At 37.3% G+C, this 21,365-nt stretch carries 26 protein-coding genes; 21 read left to right on the top strand and 5 right to left on the bottom strand.

The window, feature by feature from the left end; all coding sequences use genetic code 11:
* Window positions 1–39 precede the first annotated feature (39 nt).
* The 6 genes from QJV33_RS00220 to QJV33_RS00195 all read left to right on the top strand — a co-directional run bounded on the left by QJV33_RS00220 (window position 40) and on the right by QJV33_RS00195 (window position 2,983).
* A complete protein-coding gene (locus QJV33_RS00220; RefSeq protein ID WP_281461419.1) occupies window positions 40–693 on the top strand; it encodes a methyltransferase in 654 nt (217 codons plus the stop codon).
* Between the two features lie 413 nt (window positions 694–1,106).
* Entirely contained in the window at window positions 1,107–1,502 is a 396-nt protein-coding gene (locus tag QJV33_RS00215) for a hypothetical protein (RefSeq protein WP_281461418.1), read from the top strand.
* Window positions 1,503–1,767: 265 nt separating this feature from the next.
* A complete protein-coding gene (locus tag QJV33_RS00210; protein ID WP_281461417.1) occupies window positions 1,768–1,920 on the top strand; it encodes a hypothetical protein in 153 nt (50 codons plus the stop codon).
* A complete protein-coding gene (locus tag QJV33_RS00205) occupies window positions 1,920–2,084 on the top strand; it encodes a hypothetical protein (protein WP_281461416.1) in 165 nt (54 codons plus the stop codon). Before QJV33_RS00210 ends, QJV33_RS00205 begins: the two co-directional genes overlap by 1 nt.
* A 165-nt stretch (window positions 2,085–2,249) precedes the next feature.
* Entirely contained in the window at window positions 2,250–2,702 is a 453-nt protein-coding gene (locus QJV33_RS00200; RefSeq protein ID WP_281461415.1) for a hypothetical protein, read from the top strand.
* Window positions 2,699–2,983 carry a type II toxin-antitoxin system RelE/ParE family toxin gene (locus QJV33_RS00195; protein ID WP_281461414.1) on the top strand — a complete coding sequence of 95 codons (285 nt, stop codon included), beginning with the start codon at window positions 2,699–2,701 and terminating at the stop codon, window positions 2,981–2,983. The genes QJV33_RS00200 and QJV33_RS00195 overlap by 4 nt, the downstream gene beginning before the upstream one ends.
* A gap of 12 nt (window positions 2,984–2,995) precedes the next feature.
* Here QJV33_RS00195 and QJV33_RS00190 read toward each other — a convergent pair whose 3' ends face one another.
* The 3 genes from QJV33_RS00190 to QJV33_RS00180 form a co-directional block, all read right to left on the bottom strand.
* Window positions 2,996–3,289, bottom strand: a complete 294-nt coding sequence (locus tag QJV33_RS00190) for a type II toxin-antitoxin system RelE/ParE family toxin (protein ID WP_281461413.1) — start codon at window positions 3,287–3,289, stop codon at window positions 2,996–2,998.
* Entirely contained in the window at window positions 3,277–3,549 is a 273-nt protein-coding gene (locus QJV33_RS00185; protein ID WP_281461412.1) for a CopG family ribbon-helix-helix protein, read from the bottom strand. The genes QJV33_RS00190 and QJV33_RS00185 overlap by 13 nt, the downstream gene beginning before the upstream one ends.
* Before the next feature lie 240 nt (window positions 3,550–3,789).
* Window positions 3,790–4,257, bottom strand: a complete 468-nt coding sequence (locus tag QJV33_RS00180) for a hypothetical protein (protein WP_281461411.1) — start codon at window positions 4,255–4,257, stop codon at window positions 3,790–3,792.
* A gap of 129 nt (window positions 4,258–4,386) precedes the next feature.
* Between QJV33_RS00180 and QJV33_RS00175 the strand changes: the two genes are divergently transcribed.
* The 12 genes from QJV33_RS00175 to QJV33_RS00120 all read left to right on the top strand — a co-directional run bounded on the left by QJV33_RS00175 (window position 4,387) and on the right by QJV33_RS00120 (window position 14,549).
* Window positions 4,387–5,136, top strand: coding sequence for an IS6 family transposase (locus QJV33_RS00175; RefSeq protein ID WP_281461410.1), 750 nt, complete (start codon window positions 4,387–4,389; stop codon window positions 5,134–5,136).
* Between the two features lie 83 nt (window positions 5,137–5,219).
* The gene (locus QJV33_RS00170; RefSeq protein ID WP_281461409.1) at window positions 5,220–5,354 is read left to right on the top strand and encodes a hypothetical protein; all 135 of its coding nucleotides are present in this window, start codon (window positions 5,220–5,222) and stop codon (window positions 5,352–5,354) included.
* Window positions 5,355–5,547: 193 nt separating this feature from the next.
* Window positions 5,548–6,147 (top strand): hypothetical protein, encoded by a 600-nt coding sequence (locus tag QJV33_RS00165; protein WP_281461408.1) that lies wholly within the window; start codon window positions 5,548–5,550, stop codon window positions 6,145–6,147.
* A 60-nt stretch (window positions 6,148–6,207) separates the two neighbouring features.
* On the top strand, window positions 6,208–6,642 hold the full coding sequence (locus QJV33_RS00160; protein ID WP_281461407.1) for a hypothetical protein: 435 nt from the start codon (window positions 6,208–6,210) through the stop codon (window positions 6,640–6,642).
* 20 nt (window positions 6,643–6,662) lie between these two features.
* Window positions 6,663–7,460: a hypothetical protein gene (locus tag QJV33_RS00155; RefSeq protein WP_281461406.1), complete on the top strand. Its 798-nt coding sequence runs from the start codon at window positions 6,663–6,665 to the stop codon at window positions 7,458–7,460.
* A gap of 115 nt (window positions 7,461–7,575) precedes the next feature.
* Complete coding sequence (locus QJV33_RS00150) at window positions 7,576–10,962, top strand: beta strand repeat-containing protein (RefSeq protein WP_281461405.1); 3,387 nt, start codon at window positions 7,576–7,578, stop codon at window positions 10,960–10,962.
* Window positions 10,959–11,288 carry a hypothetical protein gene (locus QJV33_RS00145; protein ID WP_281461404.1) on the top strand — a complete coding sequence of 110 codons (330 nt, stop codon included), beginning with the start codon at window positions 10,959–10,961 and terminating at the stop codon, window positions 11,286–11,288. Before QJV33_RS00150 ends, QJV33_RS00145 begins: the two co-directional genes overlap by 4 nt.
* A gap of 35 nt (window positions 11,289–11,323) precedes the next feature.
* Entirely contained in the window at window positions 11,324–11,788 is a 465-nt protein-coding gene (locus QJV33_RS00140; protein WP_281461403.1) for a hypothetical protein, read from the top strand.
* A gap of 27 nt (window positions 11,789–11,815) precedes the next feature.
* Window positions 11,816–12,034 carry a hypothetical protein gene (locus tag QJV33_RS00135; protein WP_281461402.1) on the top strand — a complete coding sequence of 73 codons (219 nt, stop codon included), beginning with the start codon at window positions 11,816–11,818 and terminating at the stop codon, window positions 12,032–12,034.
* A 147-nt stretch (window positions 12,035–12,181) separates the two neighbouring features.
* On the top strand, window positions 12,182–13,207 hold the full coding sequence (locus tag QJV33_RS00130) for a hemagglutinin repeat-containing protein (protein WP_281461401.1): 1,026 nt from the start codon (window positions 12,182–12,184) through the stop codon (window positions 13,205–13,207).
* A 116-nt stretch (window positions 13,208–13,323) separates the two neighbouring features.
* Window positions 13,324–14,076 (top strand): ribonuclease domain-containing protein, encoded by a 753-nt coding sequence (locus QJV33_RS00125; protein WP_281461400.1) that lies wholly within the window; start codon window positions 13,324–13,326, stop codon window positions 14,074–14,076.
* 20 nt (window positions 14,077–14,096) lie between these two features.
* A complete protein-coding gene (locus QJV33_RS00120; RefSeq protein ID WP_281461399.1) occupies window positions 14,097–14,549 on the top strand; it encodes a barstar family protein in 453 nt (150 codons plus the stop codon).
* Window positions 14,550–14,704: 155 nt separating this feature from the next.
* On the opposite strand, the gene QJV33_RS00115 is transcribed toward QJV33_RS00120, so the two are convergent.
* Window positions 14,705–15,454, bottom strand: coding sequence for an IS6 family transposase (locus QJV33_RS00115; RefSeq protein WP_281461398.1), 750 nt, complete (start codon window positions 15,452–15,454; stop codon window positions 14,705–14,707).
* An 88-nt stretch (window positions 15,455–15,542) separates the two neighbouring features.
* Window positions 15,543–16,220: an HAD family hydrolase gene (locus QJV33_RS00110; protein WP_281461397.1), complete on the bottom strand. Its 678-nt coding sequence runs from the start codon at window positions 16,218–16,220 to the stop codon at window positions 15,543–15,545.
* A gap of 77 nt (window positions 16,221–16,297) precedes the next feature.
* Between QJV33_RS00110 and glmU the strand changes: the two genes are divergently transcribed.
* The 3 genes from glmU to QJV33_RS00095 all read left to right on the top strand — a co-directional run bounded on the left by glmU (window position 16,298) and on the right by QJV33_RS00095 (window position 21,191).
* Window positions 16,298–17,608, top strand: coding sequence for a bifunctional UDP-N-acetylglucosamine diphosphorylase/glucosamine-1-phosphate N-acetyltransferase GlmU (glmU, locus tag QJV33_RS00105; protein ID WP_281461396.1), 1,311 nt, complete (start codon window positions 16,298–16,300; stop codon window positions 17,606–17,608).
* 28 nt (window positions 17,609–17,636) lie between these two features.
* Complete coding sequence (glmS, locus tag QJV33_RS00100; protein ID WP_281461395.1) at window positions 17,637–19,460, top strand: glutamine--fructose-6-phosphate transaminase (isomerizing); 1,824 nt, start codon at window positions 17,637–17,639, stop codon at window positions 19,458–19,460.
* Between the two features lie 297 nt (window positions 19,461–19,757).
* Window positions 19,758–21,191: a glycoside hydrolase family 1 protein gene (locus tag QJV33_RS00095; RefSeq protein ID WP_281461394.1), complete on the top strand. Its 1,434-nt coding sequence runs from the start codon at window positions 19,758–19,760 to the stop codon at window positions 21,189–21,191.
* Window positions 21,192–21,365: the final 174 nt, after the last annotated feature.

Genomic DNA, 21,365 nt, shown 5'->3' with positions numbered 1-21,365 from the left:
CACAGGCTTTTTTGTTAAATGACATGATGGAGTGATAAAATGAGTATTAATAAGCAAGCGATTAAATTACATAATCAAGCATTAGATTTAGTCTATTCTGATAAGGCATTAAATGAAGACGATCGTTACTTTATTCTTGAACATTACAATGAAGGGATTAATCAACATCATAAACTAATTGGCGCATTTTTTACCCCACTCACCTTAGCTAGAGATTTTAGAGTAATAAATAACTGTGATAATGGCCGTATCATTGATTTATGTGCAGGAATTGGAAGACTGGCATATCATTATCAAAATCGTTATTCATACGGAGTTAGTAATGAAATTACTTGCATTGAAATAAATCGAGAATATGTTGAAGTTGGTAAAAAAGTAGTTCCTGAAGCTAACTGGATTTTAGCTGATATTTTTGATGTTAATTATGATGAATTAGGGGTATTCGATCTAGCGATCTCTAATCCACCTTACGGAAAATTTAAATCATCGAATAACACAATGAAATTAGACTTTGAGTTTCAATGTTTATTACTGGCTTCAAAAATTGCCAAAGAAGGAGCATTTATTCTTTCACAAAATAGCGCACCTTTTAAATATTCAGGTTCAAGAGAATATGTTGATAGGTTTAGTAAAAAATATAACGATTTTTTAATAAAACACAATTTAACTATCAATATTATTGCTGTTCAATAGATACAGGTTACGCTACTGAACTTTGGAATAATACAAAACAACTTTGTGAGATTATGAGTTTTGATTTTACAGAGCCACTTTATAATTATGCAGGGCTTGTTGTAGATAATGGCTTACAATTTAATCTGATTTAATTTTATATTCATTTAATACCAGGATACAATCTTGGTATTAAATGAATATTCTTAGCTTTATTATTATGCGTTTATTTAACACTAACAGCACATATTATAAATAATTTTCCTTTATACTATCTATCAAATCCCTATTGGTTTTTACAATTTTAGCAAAAGGCAAGGTCCATTCAAGGGAGACTTCGTTGCTCATACTTCGCACCCTTGATTGGACTTTGCTTCTTTTGCTTGTTTTTCTCCAACCAATAAGGGCTTTTGATAGATTTAAGGATATTAATTATGATTTCTATAAGATTAGATGATGTTTTAACTGTTGACAGGGCTTATACAGCTAAAGAACAAGCTTTTGTTGATAGTTTTTATAAATGGACTGATATAAATTTCGAGCATAAAGATAATTATCAAGTTTATAAATTACATCATCTGCCTAATGGTGGAAAAATCATGCTTCCTTTAATTCATCTTGATAATTTTATGCCCTTACTAGATGAAGATAATATAATTACTCGTATGCGATCAAATCATGAAGTTGCTTTTATACTGTGTATGATTTTTTCTTATAATGAAAACGATTTAGAAAACTTTTATTTGACATTAGCTTATTTTGAAGGCTTACCTAGTGATATTCAAAGTTTATTAAGATTAGATGTGTTATTGAAAAAATTATACGAATAAAACTTCGTACGTACGAATCTTTTTAAGCATAATATTTATAATCTACTTCGTATGTCGCACAAACTTATCCATAAATAATAGGCTAATAGCCCTTAATCAATCCGTTCTCGCCCATTGGCTTAACGTAACACAAGTCTAATTCAAAACAAGGGTAAACGTTGCGCTATGCGCCTTTGTTTTCAATTATCCCTGTGTGACTTGCCAATCAGGGCTAAGAACTCAGTTAATTAAATGCTTAGTCCATAAATAAATTATGGAGTTTATGATGACAAATACAAATCAAGATAATGAAAAATTAATTCACGTTAAAAAAGCGAAAGTCGCAGAAATTGTTAATCGTTTAGAGTGGATATATATAGATAGTTGGGAACACCCTGTTTTTATAGACCCTCAAACTGGTATTGTACTACAGAGATAATGTTTTACGACATTTCTGATATTGAAAACGCTCCTATTGAAGATAAAGAGCGTATTGAAAAACTGAAAGAGGAGTTCATCTTAGGTCAAAAAGGCTTATGTACTAAAGTTAATAATGAATTAGACGGTGAACCAGAATATGTAATTAATCGTTTTATATTATAGTAAATATATAGCGTTAGATCATTCTAACGCTAGTTTATTAATTATAAAAACCAAACAAATCATTCATTCATATATCATTTGCCATTGACACATAATTGTTAGGTGTAATAACATTCAATTATTAAATGTAGAAACAATTAATTGTTAGTCATTAGAGGTAACATTATGAATTTAGAAAAACTAAAAACTATTGCCAAAGAAGGGGCAGTAGCTAATGTTTTTTTAACAGGGGAAGTAAATGGGTTTATCATTACCATTGCTACCAAATCAGGTGAAGAAGAAACATTAACAACCGCGCGTAATCCTAACGAGCCTCGCGTTTTTGCTAACCCAGTTATCGCCTTTTCTTTACTAAATGAACTTGGTTTATCTAATGGTTCATTTAGGCTCAATCATTGGAATAAGGAAACACAACCAACACGTACGAGGCTTGACCGTAAAAAGGCGTTAAAAGAAACGCACCAAAAGGCCGAATATAACCGTTGGTTTGAAAATGAAGTGAAATTATCACTTCAAGAAGCTGATAGCCCTAAAAGTGAATGGGGTTCCAATGAAGAGGTGCGATTACAAATGGAACAAGAAAGGCAAAAGATTTTATCTAGGATAAATAATCCATGAAAATTATGTGGTTAAAAAGAGCCATTAATCAACAGCAAGAAGCTATTGATTATATTGCTCAACAAAACCCATATTCTGCTTTGAACATTCTTGATAGGGTAATTAAAGCCACTGAATTATTAGAAAATTATACACAAATGGGGCGTAACGGGCGTGTTAAGGGTACTAGAGAACTTGTTATTGATAAAACGCCTTTTATATTAGTTTATCGTATTCAAAATGATAGAATAGAAATACTTAACTTTTTACATTATGCTCAACAATGGCCACCACTTGAGTGATATGATCGATCTTTAATAATCTTCTTCTTTTTGATATTTAAAGGCTAAAATATAAACTATATCTTCTTGAGGGATATAACGATACAGTGCGATATATCCCGATACGCCAAAACGAATAACTAACTCACGTAGCTCAGATCGTTCAGGGTATGGCCTGCCAATATGGGGTGCTTTTTCAAGTGTTAAAAAATACTTTTTTATAACATTAGCTGCTTTTTTCGTAGAATAAGGCGATTTTTCGGCTAAAAAAATTCTGCATTTTTCTAAACCTTTAAAAGCATTACTAGTAATAATTACTCGTGACATATAGGAGCTTCTTGTTCAATGTCGGTTCCCCATGTATCTAGCCAATTAATCGTTTCTTCATTAGTAAGATGTAGTCCAGTTTCACAATATTCTTTCCATGAAGCTAATGCTTCTTGTTTAAACTTTTCCCGTGTTTCTTCCTTCTCAACATATTGCATAATAGCTTCTTTCATTAAAGAATGAGCTGTTTTATTTTGTGAAGTAGCTAGGTTATGGACTCTATCTTTTAAATTATCATCTATTTTAATTGTAGTAGCCATTATTGACTCCTTAATATTACCATGTATTACCAAGTAATATATAGTAATATATACTAAATTTCCACTCTTAAATTGTTCTGAAACTTTTATTTTAATCATTACTCAATATGTGGTTTTCTATTAGTAGGAACTCACATATGCCTTAAATAATATTAAGATTTAAAAAATAAACAGTATCTTTAATAAACTTCGTACGTACGAAGTTATGAATAAAAAAGATACTGTTTTATCGTCAGTAACTTAGCGTTCCATATCTCCTTGTTGCTGTTGTTTCGCTTCTTTGGTAGGAGTTGCTTTTGCCTTGGTTTGAGTTTGAACTTGTGTCTGTTCTTTTGCTTGTTGCTCAGGCTGTTGTGTTTTTTGTTGCTGTTGCTGTTGAGGGGTTCTTTGTTGTTGGAATGTTTCCAGTACATTACCAAAGTGAGCAATAAACTTTCCCATTTCCGCAGGGTCTTTTATGTTTTTTTGTGCATAGCTCATGGCGATTGAGTTTAAATCTTTGACTGTACCTTCAACCGCTACTCTTTCTGATTTTGCCTCAATTCGCTGTTTAATTTGTTCTTCTTCTTTAGCTTGGCTATAGAAGTAGGTTTTAGCTTTATCTTCTTTTTCGCCATAATAAATTTGCAAACTACTGTCCTTTAGCCCTTTTTCTTTTTGGGATTTAGCAACACCATCAGCAAGGGCTAAGTCACTTTTTTGATGCAAGATTAGTGTTTTGCTATCTTTACCAATTAATTGACCTATAAGGTTTTTATCTGGTCTTGTCGCAAATTTAATTATGTATTTTAGTATGATGTAGAAATGGAGTGAGTATTTATATTTTAGGAACGATTTATGTCTATTGGTATCTATAGCAAGCTTATATTAAGATCTAAGGATGATTTTAAAGGTCGCCACTTTAGTGGGTTGATGATTATCCAAGCGGTAAACTGGTATTTACGCTATTGTCTTAGCTATCGAGACATTGAGGAATTGTTTTTAGAGCGTGGAGTAAGCGTTGATCATAGCACGTTAAACCGTTGGGTATTACGCTATGCACCACTATTAGAAAAACGTTTGAGAAGCTATAGAAAACCTCATTGTGGTGAGGTGAGGATTGATGAAACCTATATCAAAGTAAAAGGTCAGTGGAAGTATCTATATAGAGCCATTGATAAGAATGGAACTGCTATTGATTTCTTATTAACAGCTAAAAGAAATATCAAAGCAGCACAACCTTTCTTTAGAAAGGCGTTTAAAAAAGATGGTCTATTCGCTCCAACCTATATTGGAACAGATAAAGCATCTCCTTTTCCAAAGACCATACAAACCATGAAGAATGAGTATATCCTTCCCAATCACTGCGTTCATGAAACAAAGAAATCTTTACAACAGGGAATAGAAAATGATCATTTTAGAGTAAAGAGAATTATCCCAAAGAATGGTTGCTTTCAGTCTTTTCATACAGCAAGAAAAACACTCAACGGATATGAGGCCATTCTCTGGATTAAAAAAGGACTGGGTTTTAAAGGAAAATGGACAATCAACGAACAAATAAAGCTCATTCAAAGCATATTCGGTCTAAATAATAATATACCCGTCTAAATTAGCTAGCTTTATGGCTAATCACAGCACCATTCAATATTTGCGACAAGACCTTAAATCCTAATAAATCATTAACTAAATCGTTGACGACTGAACAAGTCAGCAAAGTTAATAATGTGCTTGCACATCAAGGAGATTATAAAAATGCTAAAGGAGAAGCAGATAATACGGCTTTTGCGAATGCGTTAAATAATGCGTTTCGTAATGTGTCTAAGTAATGATTGAGAAGGGATTAGAAAATGATTAACCAAATTTGTAAGTTAGTTTTTGGGCTAAGTTTAAGTTTGATGATGAGTGGATGTGCTATTTACAATAGTGAATATTACATTCCTGTTGATAATCAAGCAGGCGATGCATCACCTTTATCCAAAGATGATATTATTCGTGTAGTGATAACCCATAATTATTTAGATGTCCCCCCCCCCTCAACAGCCAGGATGGACAAATTGGGGATACTTTTCAGCAGCTCGAGATGAAACGGCAGATCGTTTACAAAATTTGGGATATGCTGTTGTAGATACAGGGTATCATCCTAAAAATGACGGTCATCCGACGGTGATTGCATTGGTTGATTCTGCACCAATAGAGGGATCTGAAGAAAGTGAAACTCATACATGGGATGCGCCTGTCTTTACGGATGATATGGGACGAACAACTTTATCAGAAAAACAAGGGGTAACCATTAACTATAAAACTTATTATTATAAAGTAAAACTAGTTAGACCTGAGGGAAAAGATAATCCTCTTTTAAAATGTAATAGTAGTCAGGATCCGACAGGAGTTTGTATAGGACCTGAAAACCCAAGTAATTACAAAACGATTTTTACCGGATATGCAACGATATTAACAGATAGTAAAAGTCCATCAATGAACCTTGCTCATCTAACCACTGCGGTATTTTATAATTATCCGAATATGATGGGTAAGAAATGGGTATATTTCACGAATACGGGCTATACCCCGATTTACGTTACTGACCCCAATGCCCCAAAACCAACAGATAAGAAATAAAGCTATAACAAGGATAGATTAACCGTCTATCCTTTTTTATTTCTGCTGGAAAATAGTATTGTGAATAGCATTGTGCAGGGTTTATTGACGGGCGGTGCTGGAGCTGCTGCGGGTGCGATTACGTCTAATAGTGGAAATATGGTTGTTGATGTTGTAAATTCTACAACTAGTTCGATGGCACAATCTCGCCCTGAAGTAAAAGACCCTGATGTTGTGGCTGCGGAAGCAAAACAACAACCGATAAGAGATCAAAACTTGCTTAATAATTCTCATGCAGCAATTACGGTTGTAACAAACCGAGATAATTATAAAAGTGAGAGTGCATTTATGACTGCTTTATATCAAACTTTAAACCCAAGTGATAAGTCAGAACACACGATAACGCCAGCTCAGGCAAATAAAGTTAAAGAAGTAATTGCCAATAAAAGTAATTATAATTCAGATAATGATTATGCAAATGCGTTAAATAATGCGTTTCGTAATGTATCAAAGTAGGGATAGGAAAGGATTAATAAATGATTAAAAATATTGGACAATTATTATTGGGCTTGGGTTTAGGTTTGATGGTTAGTGGTTGTGCGATTTATAATAAAGAATATTACATTCCTGTTGATAATCAGCTAGGCGATGCCAAACCTTTGTCAAAAGATGATGTTATTCGAGTGGTTATACCTAATAACTATCCAATAATACTTTCTAATATGTATGGTGAAAATGGTGGTAAAACTGGTTGGAAATGGACAGATTTAGGGGTCGGCTTATTATCAGCTCGAGATGAAACTGCAGAACGTTTACAAAGTTTAGGATATACTGTCGTTGATACAGGTTATAATCCTAAGAATGACGGTCATCCAACGGTAATTGCATTGGTTGATTCTGCACCAATAGAAGGATCTGAAGAAAGTGAAACCCATACATGGGATGCACCTGTATTTACGGATGATATGGGACGAACAACTTTATCAGAAAAACAAGGGGTAACCATTAACTATAAAACCTATTATTATAAAGTAAAATTGGTGCGTCCAGAAGGAAAAGATAATCCCCTTTTTAAATGTCTAAGTAGTAACGATCGTATGAAAGTATGTATAGCTCCAGCCAATCCAAGTAATTACAAAACTATTTTTTCTAGTTATGTTACAATAACAACAGATAATGTTAATTATATTACAAATGTTGATCATTTAACGACGGCGGTATTTTATAATTACCCGAATATGATGGGTAAGAAATGGGTATATTTCACGAATACGGGCTATACCCCGATTTACGTTACTGACCCCAATGCTCTGAAACCAACAGATAAGAAATAAAGCTACAACAAGGATAGATTAACCGTCTACCCTTTTTTATTTCTGATGGGAACAATATATACAAGCGACGGGTCAAAGTTATCCTGGTGGGACGTATAAAACGGCTTCTGATGCGATGAAAACGATGTTGGATAATGCGAGCCATCAGAAGGATAAATTGGGTTTACAATTTGGCACAGCCTTGACCTCAGAACAACAAGCAGCATTAGATGAAGATATTGTTTGGTATGTGCCTCAAGTCGTTGATGGACAAACTGTTTTAGTGCCTAAGCTTTATCTTTCTCCTAAAACGGATGTTTTGGCGGGTGCTGCGATCAAAGGGAAAGACGTTAGTATCACAGCGGGTTCAATTTATAATTCTGGGTTGATGCAAGGAACAAACTCGATTGCGCTAACCGCTACGAATGGAGATATCAGCAATATTGGTGGGACGATTAAAGGAGGGAAAATCTCTTTAAATGCACAGAATGGCTCTGTGATTAATGCGGATACGGTGAATGATTATCTTGTGAATGGGGGTAAGGGATCCTACCTTGGATCGCAAGGGCAGATTATTGCCTCTGACACGCTTGGGATTAAAGCCAGTGACAGCATTATAACCCATGGTGGCACCATTCAATCTGGCTCTGATTTGGCGATGCAAGCAGGGTCTATTAATATTGGTTCGATAGAGTTAAATGCGGGTGCATCGAGTGTGACGCATGCGTCTGATGGCACGTTGGCGTTTAATGGCAGTCAAATTAAAAATTACGGCACGACGATCAAAGCAGGCGGCAATGCGTCCTTGCAATCGACTGTCGGGGATTTAGATTTCTCTGGCAGCACGTTAAATGCGGGGGGGAATGTCTCTTTAGCGTCAGCGGGAAATATCGGTCTAAACGCCGTGACCGACAGTGGCTTCTCTGACATCAAAGGCAATAAATCTGGGGCGTTTAATCATAGTTCTTTCCAAAGCACCAATTCCTATACGAACGAGGTTGGCTCTACAATTACGTCTGGTGGACAATTGGATGTGGTGGCAAAAAAGAATATCAGTATTGCTGGGGGTTTGGTTGCTAAGAATGATGTGAATGTGATTGCCAAAGAGGGGGGTATTACTGAGAATGCGTTGACCTCTACGTCTGATAATTATGCTTATCATCATACAAGCAAGACGGGGTTCTTTGGCAATGAAACAGGGTTAAGCGCCCAAGTTGGCACGAAAAAATCCACGACCAAAAATACTTCCAGTTCAGTAACCCATACAGGCAGCACGATTGCCTCTACGGGTGGCGGTGTGAATATGAGTGCCAATGGTGATATTAATATCAATGGTTCAAATATTATTGCAAAACAAGATGTGAATATGACTGGGGATAGTATTAATTTTAATACCGTCACAAATACATCTAATAATGATAAATCTCACAAAGATTCATTCACAGGATTAACCGTGGGGGCGTCGGGTATATTGAGTTCTGCTGCACAAAGTGGATTTTCTGCTGCGAATGCCACAGATTCGAATATGCAAATGTTAAATGCTGCAAATCTAGGGTATGCTGGTTTAAATGCTGGTATGGGAAAAGCGGGATTATTAGGTGCGAATGGTTCAAAAGGGGTTGATTATAGTTTGATTGGTGCTACGGCAACGATTGGTCATGAATCAAATAAATCGCATACAATCACACAAACGACGACAGATGTTGGATCAAATGTTACTGCTGGCGGCAAAGTGAATATTAATGCCAAAAATGATATTAACGCCACGGGTTCGAATATCAGTGGGAATGATGTGATTTTTAACGCAGGGGGGGATATTAACTTAAATGCAGGTTACAAAACGAGTGAAAGTAAATCAACATCCTCCAGTAACAAATTTGGAGTAGGTGCGACAACTTCATTAGGGGCAAAAGGGGGCAGTTTTGGATTAACAGGAAATGTATCCTTTGGGTTTGGCAATTCTAAATCTTCCAGCAAAACAGCAATTGATACGGTTGTGAACGGAACGAATTCTGTTACGATAAACAATCAAAACGGTAGTTTAAACCTCAATGGTGCGCAAATTACGAACAAGAATGCTGATGGCACGATTAGTGATGGGTCAATTACGATTAACACAGGGAATTTGAATATTACGACACCACAAAATACTAATAAATTTGACAGCGATCAATTTAATGTTGGGATCAGTGCATCTACGCCTATTGGTTCTGGCTTTGGGTGGAGCAAAGGTGATGCACCAGAGGTTCCTTATTCAAACAGTTCACCTTTTGGTTTATATCAAAATATGCATAATGATTACAAGTCAACAGAGAAAACACAATCTGGGATTTCAGCAGGTAAAGGGGGATTGGACGTGAATGTATCTGGCACAACGACATTGAATGGGGGGTCGATCACCAGTGCAGCGGATGCGTCAAAAAACCAAATTACGACAGGCAGCTTGGTTGCCAATTCATTGGATAATCATTCAGAATGGAGTGGTTTGAACATCAAAGGAACCGAAACCGTTAGTAATAAACACGGTATTAACGCGATTGGAACCCAAAATGGTCAAGAGGTTATGGGTATTCCAGGAAATGTTTTGGGTACGGCGGCGACGGGCTTTACAGGAAACAGTATTTCCCATGATGAACATTCTGTAACCAGTTCTGTTATTGGGGGGAATATCACGATTAATAGTGGATCAACAACGGGTATAGTATCGCGTGATCCAGACGCGGCCAATGGCTATATCAAAGATCAGTTTAATGCTGCTGAAATCAATAGCAACTTTGCCTTGCAAAACAAGGCGACCGAGGTCATGAATAATTATGCGAACCTAGGGATAAATACCGTGGTAACGGCGAATAATAATGCTGAGAAGAAACAAAAGGATGACCTTCATACAACGATTAATACGGCAACCCAAGGGGATAAAGATCTGAATACCAGTTTAAACAAGGCTGTTGATCAGAACGACGATTTTTCCTTGGTGAACAAGGATAATGCCTCTGCATTGGCTGGGGGATTATCTGCCATTGGGGGTGCCATTATTGGGGGTGGGAATGTCGGAACCACAACCGCAGGTGTGGCTGGGGGATTGGTTGGAAATGCCATCTATAATAACGTTTTTCCAACAGACAGACCCCTTGGTAAAGATAAAAATCCTCTCGATCCTAAAAGTCCTAATTATAAAAAAGATGAATCTAATATAGGGAATAAGACAGGACTAACTGAAGATGCTACAACTAACATGAATAAAACAAATGAAAAAAATAAGGAAAATACAAATAAAGAACCGAAATACGACGACCAAACGGATTTGAATAAGCTGGGGTCGAGTATCATTAAAGATGGGATTATTGGTGGCATGGGGGCTTTGGCTGGCATATTAACAGGGGGCAATATCGCCATTGATACTGCCACAGGCGGACTAACAGGATTAACCATGAAACCTCCTGCTTTAAAACAGAAAGAAGATCCCAAAGCTAAAGCTGCTGATAAGAAAAACATTCCAGAACAAACAGGGGATAAAAAATGAAAAACTATTCTTTAATAGCTGTACTAACTTTATGTTTAGGGCTAACTGCTTGCGGCCCTGATGTATTTTATATTCCTATCGATAATAAATTAGGTAGTGCTAAACCACTATCCAAAACAGAAGATACTATTCGAGTCATCGTGCCAGAGAGAATTACTCAATATGTTGCTAAAGCTCGCAGTGATGATTCCGATTGGTCAAAAGCAACAGATACTGCTCTTTATATAGGTTTGGCAAAGCTTAGTACTGAAGAAAATCTTCAAGCTTTAGGATATCAATTAACGGATACAGGTCGATTGTCAGGGGGGGGGCATCTAAACCTATAAGTTGGTTAGATAGTCAAGGTAATTCACAAGAAGTAATGACAAAAGGTGGAAAACCCAATGTGATAGCGATGGTTGATTCTGGAGTATTAAAGACGTATGATAAGACTTATACATGGCAGGTTCCGATTTCTACAGATCCCACCACGGGGCAACCCAATATGTGGGATACACAAGGACAAACCGTAACCATGAACCTCATCTATTACAAAATTAAAATCGTCAGACCTATTGGCAAAGATAATCCCCTTTTTACCTGTAATAACTCGTCTTTAAGTATGAATTTTTGCACATATTCACAAGACAATCCCTCTGACTATGAAACGATTTTTGAGGGTTATGGTACAATGGATACCAATGCTCGTGATCCTGCTTATATAGCAGATCATCTGGCATCATCAGTTCTGTATCAATATCCGACCTTATTAGGTAAAAAACGGGTCTTTCAAATCAGTCAGCCTTTTTTCGAAGTAACCAAAGTCACAGATTCTCCTACAAACTAAACTCCGAAATACGACGACCAAACGGATTTGAATAAGCTGGGATCGAGTATCATTAAAGATGGGATTATTGGTGGCATGGGGGCTTTGGCTGGCATATTAACAGGGGGCAATATCGCCATTGATACTGCCACAGGCGGGCTAACAGGCTTAACCATGAAGCCGCCTGCGTTAAAAAAGAAAGAAGATCCAAAAGCTAAAGCTGCTAATAAGAAAAGCATTCCAGAACAAACAGGGGATAAAAAATGAAAAACTATTCTTTAATAGCTGTACTAACTTTATGTTTAGGGCTAACTGCTTGCGGCCCTGATGTATTTTATATTCCTATCGATAATAAATTAGGTAGTGCTAAACCACTATCCAAAACAGAAGATACTATTCGAGTCATCGTGCCAGATGAGAATTACTGGGGTTGCTGCGAATGCCAATGGGTCGAAACAACATGCGAATGGTGACAGTTCGACTGGGGTAAATACGACGGTTTCTGCGACGGACAAAGTGACGATTACCGCCCCTGGCAAGACGACGATTAATGGTGGGATTGTTTCTGGGAACCAAGTTACGGTTGATACGGGGAATTTGGATATTACCAGCCCCCAAGACACCTCACATTATGACAGCAGCAGTCAAGCGGGGTTGAGTGTCAAAGCGGGTAGCAACTGGAGTGCTGGTGGCAGCTATGGCAATCAGAATATCAAGGATCATTATCAAAGCACTGGCAAGGATCTTTCTGGCATTTACGGAGGGGATGGTGGTGTTGATATTCACGTGGGTGACACGACGCATTTAAAGGCTGGGGTGATTAGCAGCACCGCAGATGCGTCCAAGAACCATTTTGACACGGGGAAATTGATTGCGGAAACTCAAGAGAACCAATCGAAATGGGATGCGACGGCTACGGGGGGTGGACTGAGTGTTGGCACGGGGGCTTTGGGGAGCTCCTTGGGACCATTGGGCGTGATTGCTGGGAATCTTGCGCAGAACTCTGGTTTGATTGCTGGTGGCAATCGCAAGCATGACGAAACATCAACCAGCCAGTCTGCGATCTCTGGGAATATCAATGTCAATGCTGGCAGCACAGAGGGTGGCTATACCACAGATGTGAATAACGCCAATGGTCATTTAGAGAATAAATTTAACGCCGATAAACTTGCCAACCAACTGCAAAACAGCCAACTTGGCATGCAGCTCGTCGGCGAAGTCATGGGGCAAGTGTCCGATGCGTTACATAATAGTGGCGTAAAAGGGTTTGATGAAACAAAACTCTCCAACGATTGGAGACGCATTCTCCTCGAAGCCACTGGCTCCGCCGCTGTTGGTGGTGTTACTGGCGGAAACGTCGGTAGTGCGGCTGCCAGTTCAGCGGCAGGTACTGCAACAGTAGCAGCAAAACAGGGCAGTTTATTGCCGATAATGCAGTAGCTCTTGCGGGTGGTGATAAAAAACTCGCCGAGTTTTTTACGAATATTGGCGCTAATATTGTTGCGAATGCTGGTGGTGCAGCAGCTGGATCTGCCATTGATGGTGGTTCTGGTGCTTTGAATGGAGCTGATATTGCCTCAACGCTTCAGCAATATAACTGGACGTTTGGTGGAACAGGCAAAATATTAGTTAATAATAGTTATAATACAGCTTTGGAAGCAGTAGGTAAGATCCCATCAGAGGCAGGGAAAGGAGCAGCACAGGGTGCTGTTGTTGGAGCGGTTGCAGGTGAAGGTGTTGGCGCCATTCCTGGAGCTGCAGCTGGCACAGTAAAAGGAACGGTTTCAGCGATTGTTTCAACGATTATTGGTGCTGTGCTTGATGCTGTAAATCAAGATAATGCCAATGAACAAGCTGCTGCTAATGCCACTAAAAAGAAAGACCAAACCTCAGTTAGTGGAGGAAGCTCAGGAGGAAATATTACCCCACCTGATGATAATGATGGGGATAAAAGTGATAAGGAAAATACATCAAACAATCCTCAAGCTCCGAAAGATCCCTCACAAAATACGGTTGATATTCCACAAAAAGCAAAGGATGTATTAAACCGTGCGGATGAGAAAGGAAGTCCTTTTGCTGGATATAAGGGAGGTAGAACATATGATAATGATCCAAGTAATCCTGCTGCACAAAAATTACCTGAACAAGATGCAAATGGTAATAGAATTTCTTATAAAGAATGGGATACTGATCCTATCCCTCCAAAAGGTTCTGGTATTAGAAGAAATGCTGATAGAATTGTAACAGGTAGTGATGGTTCAGCTTATTATACGAACGATCATTATAACACATTTCAAAAAATGAGATAACATTACAAGAAGTAAACGAAATGATTAAAGAAAATGAACGCCTATTTAAAACTAATAAAACAGAACAAGAAATATCTAATTTAACACTGCAAATCAATTATCACTATCATGACTGTATAGGTCTGGTATGTCGTGGTGATAGAATGAAAACATGGCAAGGGTTTGCAAATGAACTCTCTGCTGTACTGCAATTCCCTTATTATTTTAGCAATAATGGCAATTCACTTAGCGAATGTATTTGTGATTTAGATTGGATTTGTAAAAGAAAAATATTTGTGTTTATTACGAACGCTGAGCAAATTCTAATTGAAGAATCTTATGGTTTTTTACATTATTTTGAAAGGTCAGTAGAAGAAGTTCCTATTGATTCTTTGAAATATTATAATGAAGAAAAACATGTTTACTATATATTTCAGAATATCGATCAAGATTTTCCTTTATTTGAAGATAAAGAACTTTCTGATTTTATTTAATCAATACTAAAAAACATTTACCAGTAGGATTTAAATTTAGTAATAATTTTATTAATTATATTCAATCGAATTATAAAGATGAGATATATCTATGGTATTTTTGGTCTTGTCGCAAATATTGAATGGTGCTGTGATTAGCCATAAAGCTAGCTAATTTAGACGGGTATATTATTATTTAAACCGAATATGCTTTGAATGAGTTTTATTTGTTCGTTGATTGTCCATTTTCCTTTAAAACCCAGTCCTTTTTTTATCCAGAGAATGGCCTCATATCCTTTGAGTGTTTTTCTTGCGGTATGAAAAGATTGAAAACAGCCATTTCTTGGTATACCCCTCTTTAACCTGAAATGATCATTTTCTATTCCCTGTTGTAAGGATTTTTTTGTTTCATGAACGCAGTGATTGGCAAGGATATGCTCATTCTTCATGGTTTGTATGGTCTTTGGAAACGGTAATGCTTTATCTGTGCCAATATGGGTTGGAGCGAACAGACCATCTTTTTTAAACGCCTTTCTAAAGAAACGTTGTGCTGCTTTTATATTTCTTTTAGCTGTTAACAAGAAATCAATAGCAGTTCCATTCTTATCAGTGGCTCTATATAGATACTTCCACTGACCTTTTACTTTGATATAGGTTTCATCAATCCTCACCTCACCACAATGGGGCTTTCTATAGCTTCTCAAACGTTTTTCTAATAGTGGTGCATAGCGTAATACCCAACGATTTAACGTGCTATGATCTGTATTTATCCCACGTTTTAGGAATAATTTCTCAATATCTCGATAGCTAAGACAATAGCGTAAATACCAGTTTACCGCTTGGATAATCATCAATCCATTAAAATGACGACCTTTAAAATCATTCCTAGGTCTTAATATAAGCTTGCTATAGATACCAATAGACATAAATCGTTCCTAAAATATAAATACTCACTCCATTTCTACATCATACTAAAATACATAATTAAATTTGCGACAAGACCCTAAAAACTACTTAGGAAATTACCTTCTCTGCCACATCGGGTAACTCCAACAACCTATTCGCAACAAGTGTAGCTTGCTGTCCTAACTCTGGCTTACTATAACCCCACACGGCGAAAATACTGCCTGCAATTTTTGCATTCTTGGCAACGAGGATGTCGTTGATATGATCCCCGACCATCACGGTTTTTGTTGGGTCTGCGTTTAACATTCTCATGATGCCCTCTAAGTGACACGCATGTGGTTTTTTATCAGCAAATAAATCCCCACCGCCAACAGCATCAAAAAAATGATCGATTTGAAGTTGCTCGAGGATAAGTTTTGCAGCGCTGGTGATCTTATTTGTGCAAAGTGCTATTTTCCAACCACGTTTCTTAAATTCTTCCATTGTTTGTACAGCACCATCAAATGGTTTGGAATACTCGGTCGAATGATTGACGTAATAAGCAATAAAACGATCGGTTGCCTCTTGAATATCAATCTTGCTGGCTGTGTTTCCTGCATGGGATAATAACCGTTCGACCAAGACTTTGATACCATCTCCAACCATTAACCTTACATCTTCATCCGTCACAGAAGGCACTTGATAAGATTGCATCAAATAACGTGCACTATTGGCTAAATCAGGCAAACTATCGATTAATGTTCCATCCATATCAAACACAATCACAGGATTGGTACTATAATTCATCGTTTTTTCCTTTCTAAAGTTGGAAAATTGGTTATAAATATAACAAGAATATTCCTATTTTTTTATTATGGCGAGTTATGAGTAAATCCACAAACACTTTACCAGAATCTGTTGCAGTTATTTTAGCCGCAGGGATGGGGACCCGTATGAGATCAACCAAGCCTAAGGCAATGCATTCTTTGGCTGGCAAACCGATGTTGCGTTATCTGTTGGATAATGTCGAACAAGTCTTTGATAAAGTGGTGGTGGTTGTCGGACCAAATATGGACGAAGTGGCACAATTAGCGGCCCCACATCAAGTGGTGGTGCAAGAACACCGTCTTGGGACTGCCCATGCAGCTATTCAAGCAGAAGAATATTTCGGAAAAGGGACAGTTACGATTTTATATGCTGATAATCCTTTGGTCAGTAAAGAAACCTTGCAAAAGATTTTGGAATGTCAACAACAACGTGATGTTGATATGGTTTTAATGGCAATGGAGTGTGATGACCCAAAGTCTTATGGTCGTGTTATTGAGAAAAAAGGCTGGGTGCGTCGCATCGTTGAAACTGCGGATGCGACTGAGGAAGAAAAGAAAATTCATCTTTGTAATGCCGGTGTTCTGTGTGCCAAGGTGAATTCTTTTAAATATTGGTTGCGTCAAATTGAAAATAAAAACAGTAAAAAAGAATATTATTTGGTTGATGCTGTTGGTATTGCGGTGAATGAAGGAAAGCGGATCAAAGCCCTTCGTGCATCAGAAGCCGAGTTAAGTGGTATTAATTCTAAATCAGAATTGGCGATTGCGGAACAGATTGTACAAAAACAGCTTCGCAAAAAAGCGATGGATAATGGGGTAACAATGCTTGCTCCTGAAACGGTGTTCCTTTCTGCCGATACAATTTTGGAAGAAGACGTTTTAATTTACCCTCATGTGGTATTTGGACCCAAGGTTCATGTGCATTCTGGTGTACAAATCCGCTCTTTTAGTCATCTTGAGGGATGTGAAGTTAAAGAAGGGGCAATGATTGGTCCTTATGCACGATTACGTCCAGATGCTATTGTTGGCAAAGATGCTCATGTTGGTAATTTTGTTGAATTAAAAGCTACGATATTAGGAGAAGGTGCCAAAGTGAATCATCTCACCTATTTAGGCGATACGGTTGTAGGTCGTAAAACAAATATTGGTGCAGGAACAATTACTTGTAATTATGATGGTGTAAATAAGTATCAAACAATTATTGGCGAAGAAGCCTTTGTTGGTTCAGATGCGATTTTGGTAGCTCCTATAGAAATTGGTAATAAAAGTTTAATTGCAGCGGGTAGTGTTATCACTGAGAATGTTCCAGAGCGCGCTTTGGCATTCGGCAGGGCACGTCAAGTGAATAAAAATAAAACAACGGAATAGAGCATCAAGAAAATAGGAGATACAAATTATGTGTGGAATTGTTGGGATTTTAGGAAGACAACCTGCCGTACCTATCATTATCGAGGCTCTGCGTCGTTTAGAATATCGTGGTTACGATTCAGCAGGTGTGGCAATAACTCAGAACCTCCATATTGATAAAAGGCGTGCTTCGGGAAAATTGGATAATCTTGCCAAGGCAGTAGAGAATAATCCTTTATCAGGAAATACCGTGATTGGTCATACACGGTGGGCAACGCATGGCGCACCAACAGAAAATAATGCACATCCTCATGCAACTGAACGTGTAGCGGTGGTGCATAATGGCATTATTGAAAACCATGAAGCGTTAAAAAAAGAATTAATTGAATTAGGACAAGTTTTTAATAGCGAAACCGATAGTGAAACCATTGTTCAATTGGTTGATTATCATTTAAAGCAAGGAAAAACACCCAAAGAAGCTGCATATGAAACATTAAAAAGGCTTGAAGGTGCGTATGCGATTGCAATGATTTTCGCAAGCGATGAAAACATGATGATTGGTGCCAGACATGGTGCGCCTTTAGTAGTGGGTTTTGGAGAAGGCGAAATGTATCTCGGTTCAGATAGTCTTGCTGTTGCGCCGATGACCCGTAAAATTGCGTATATGCCTGATGGTGTTTGGACTGTTTTATCGAGAAAAGGCGCAGAATTTTTTGATATGGATGGTCAAACTGTTGAATGCCCTGTGCAAACCACGGCGTTAATGGCAGGGGCGATCGGTAAAGATGGCTATCGTCATTATATGGAGAAAGAACTCCATGAACATCCAGTTGTCATTGGTCAAACATTACGTCGTTTTGTTAACCCTGTGACGCATAAAATTGAACTTCCAGACATGCCTTTTGATCTGAAAACATTAAAGCGGGGGATTATTACCGCTTGTGGTTCTGCGTTTTATGCGGGGGTTATTGGGCGTTATTGGTTGGAAGAAGTAGCACGTTTACCGATTGATTTGGATGTAGCCAGCGAAATGCGTTATCGTAATCCACCTTTTGATAAAGGTGGAATGGGCTTATTGGTTTCTCAATCAGGGGAAACTGCGGATACGCTTGCGGCATTACGGGCTTTGAAACAAGCAGGGCAAAATATTATCTCTGTGTTAAATAACGAACATAGTTCTATGGCACGTGAAAGTGATTTGGTTCTTGGGATGGATGCTGGGGTTGAAATTGCGGTGGCATCGACCAAAGCATTTACGGCTCAGCTCACTGTGCTCGCATGTTTAACATTGGTCATGGGACAAGAAAGAGGCACGATTACATCTGAATATGCAGATGAATGTCTGACTGCTTTATTGGATTTACCAAGCCGTGTGGCTGAGATCTTGCAAATGCAAGAGCAAATCCAAAAAATGGCGCATATTATTTCTCAAGTTCAAAGTGTTATTTATCTAGGACGTGGGATTATGTTTCCTGTGGCTATGGAAGGCGCTTTGAAACTCAAAGAGATTTCATATATTCATGCGGATGCGTACGCAGCTGGTGAAATGAAGCATGGTCCGATTGCGCTTATTGATAATACCGTGCCTGTGATCTCTTTGTTACCTTCAGGTTCTTTATTCGAAAAGACATTGTCCAATTTACAAGAAGCTAAAGCTAGAGGGGGGCGTATCTTAGTCTTTACAGATGCCAAAGGTGCGGAACGTGTTAAGGGAATTGCAGAACAAATCGTTATATTGCCTACGGTACATTCCTTTGTAACTCCACCGCTTTATACGGTTCCTGTGCAAATGTTGGCTTATGAAGCGGCATTGTTAAAAGGGACTGATGTCGATCAACCGCGAAATCTTGCCAAATCAGTTACTGTTGAATAAAAAGTTAGTGTAGTTTTTAAATATTATAAATCCAGTTTGCTTTTTAAGCGTGCTGGATTTTTTTTGCTGAATGTATAAAAAACACCATAATAAAAATATTTTGATTATTTAATTAAATTATAGAATAACAAATAAATATAAGATATAATATACTTAATACAGAAAATTATTATTCTGTATTAAGTATATTAAATTTTAATATTATAAAATTATTTTTAAATTAAAAATGTAAAAGCATAAACAAATTATATCTTACATTTATTTACTTTATTTTTATGTAAACAAAAGGAAATTAAAATGACAAACGAATTTAATTCAATGGCTAATGCCAAGCGATGTTTAAATAATTCTGATTTTAAAATTAAAAAAGGGTTTTTATGGGGGACAGCTTCTGCAGCGTATCAAGTTGAAGGGTGTGTAAACGAAGATGGGCGCGGCCAATCTATTTGGGACTATTATTTAAATGACAAACAGCTTGGCGGGCTGGGTGTTACAGGTGATGTTGCTATTAATTTTTACGATCGGAATCAATATCTTCAAGATATTCAATTGTTAAAAAAATTAAAGATTAACTGCTATCGATTTTCGATTTCATGGCCTCGTATTATTCCCGATGGTCTAGGACCTGTAAATATGAAAGCCGTTGAACATTACCGTCAACTCATCAAAGATTTAAAAGCAGCAGGGATCAGTGCGCTCATCACATTATATCATTGGGATATGCCTTTGGCGCTAGCAAATAATGGTGGTTGGGAAAATAGAGATTCTATTGATTGGTTTAATTATTATGCAAATATAATATTTATTCATTTTTCAGATTTAGCACAAGATTTTGTTTTAATTAATGAACCTACTGTTGAAGTTGCCCAAAATATTCTTGCTAAACGATATTTGGCGGGTAATTTTGAGGATACTTCATTACCAATTATCGCAACATCAGAGACGATGGAAGTTTCTCTTAAATGCTATAATCATATTCTCTTAGCAGCTGCAAAAGCAAAAGAATCTTTTCGTGCAGCAGGGTATAAAGGTCGCTTGGGGTTAGCTTTACCTCTGAGTCCTGTGTTGACGGATACTAATGCCACAGAGGCTGATAAAGCCGATGCAATAATTGCTGATGGTGTGTTAAATCGTTGGTTTTTAGATGCGATTTATAAAGGGCAGTATCCAGAAGATATTGTGTCACTTGCTAGCAAAATGAATTTAGCTATTGATGTTCAACCAGAAGATGCAAAAACGATTTATAACGCTCATTTTGAATTTTTAGGGATTAACTATTACGCGCCTAATTTTGTTCGTCATGGTAAGGGTTCTGGATATAATCCAGAAAGCTATATTCCCGAAGGTCAAGAGGCTGCTTATAATGGCGCAGTGCGTCCCGATCAACTGACAGCACTTTTGGACCGTATACGAACAGAATATGGTAATCCTACTATTATCATCACAGAAAATGGCGCAGGTTTTCCAGGTGAAGATCAATTGGTAAATGGAAAAATAGAGGATACAAAACGTTCTAACTATATTCAGGCTCATATTGAGGCAATGATAGTATCTATGCAAAATGGGTCAAATATTGATGGATATATGATTTGGTCCAGTCACGATAATTTAGAATGGTTTAGTGGATATAAATCAAGGTTTGGTATAATTTATGTGGATTGGAACACACAAAAACGTACTTTAAAGCAAAGTGCTAATTTATATAGTAAAATTATTCAAGAAAAAAAATAAGCTATAACGAATATAGTGCAATGTAATTTTGTTTGATAGCAAGGCTGCTATATGGATGGAATTGAATATAACAGGCTTGCTATTCTTAATTATAATACTATTAAACAACGCTAATTATTATATATAAGTATTGTATAAAAATCATCAGTTGAAATTGTTTTATCTATTTATATG

The sequence above is a fragment of the Commensalibacter nepenthis genome (assembly GCF_029953305.1).
Classification (GTDB): Bacteria; Pseudomonadota; Alphaproteobacteria; order Acetobacterales; family Acetobacteraceae; genus Commensalibacter; species Commensalibacter nepenthis.
The sequence above is the reverse complement of the archived record's forward strand: the minus strand, read 5'-3'. Positions and strand labels throughout refer to the sequence as shown.